This window comes from Amycolatopsis decaplanina DSM 44594 (assembly GCF_000342005.1).
Taxonomy (GTDB): Bacteria; Actinomycetota; Actinomycetes; order Mycobacteriales; family Pseudonocardiaceae; genus Amycolatopsis; species Amycolatopsis decaplanina.
Window position 1 is genome coordinate 1 of sequence record NZ_AOHO01000005.1, and the last position, 1,141, is coordinate 1,141.

The following is a 1,141-nucleotide window of genomic DNA, read 5'->3' on the forward strand; positions in this document are numbered from 1 at the left end:
AAGCCGGTGGAGCCGGGGATGCGCGGCTACTTCGGCCGGATGCTCACCAACAGCGTCGAGGCCTGGGCCGACCGGTCCAGCCGCCGGCACCGGCGCCGCAAGATGTGGCAGGCCGCGCGCCAGGAGCACAACGACTCCGAATGGCTGCGCAAGAAGATCGCCCGCACCGAGAAACGCGCCGCCCGCGCCGAGCGGTGGGCGGCGAAACGCGGCGTCATCTGGGACAAGACCAAGGCCGCCGCGACCGCGCACCGCGACGAGAACGCCGCCCGGGACGCCAGCACGGCTCACGGCGGGACCGAGCCAGTCACGGAGGCGTCGCAGGCCCCACCGAGGCCCGGCCCGCCGCCAGCGCCCGAACCGCCCCGGTCGCGACCGGAGGGCCACCCGCGACCGGAGGGCCACCACGGTGAAGCACCGCCGCCCGGCCCGTCCGCAGGAGTTCCCTTCGGCGCGGGAACGCCGAATCCCGGTTCCAGCCCGCGCGGGGGCGCACCGCGCTACGGCCGCCCTGGTCCCACGGCCGGCAGCGAGTCGGAGGGCTGGACCGAGTACGACGAGCCGATCGTGCACAACAGCGACCGCTACCGGTTCAGAGACGGACGGTTCTTCGACCCGGCCGCGAAGGACGCGATGCGGCGACGGCCCGCGCCCGAACAGCAGGATCCCGCCCCGATCCGGGCCGAGGGCGAAATCGTCCGCGACACCCCGGCACCGCCGCCTGAGCCACTGCAACTGGAAGCCGGACCCAGCACCGGATCCCCCGAGATCCTCGACGCCGAAGTCGTCGAGGACAGCCCAGCCCCCGCCGAGAACTCGGCGGGCAACCCCACCGCACCAATGGAGGACGCGACCATGACCGCCAGCGCCGAGATCACCAACCTGCCCGCGGCGAAGGCCTACACCGCGAAGATGACCGAGTACCTCAACACGGTCAAGGGCATCGTCGAAAGCCAGAAGGCCGAGCTGTCGAAGCTGGCCGAGGACTTCCAGGCCGAGCTGTCCGACGCCGAGCTCGCGATGAGCTCCTTGCAGTCGCACGGTTTCACCGGGGGCCCGGTCGCCGAGTTCCAGCTGGCGAACGAGCAGCTGTCGGCGATGCAGCAGGCCCTGTCGGACGCCGATCGGGCTCTGAGCCCGG

At 72.5% G+C, this 1,141-nt stretch carries 1 protein-coding gene; it reads left to right on the forward strand.

Annotated elements, in window-relative coordinates:
- Nucleotides 1–1,141: OmpH family outer membrane protein (locus H074_RS40590; protein ID WP_007027955.1), on the forward strand; the 1,141-nt coding region annotated here is incomplete at both ends.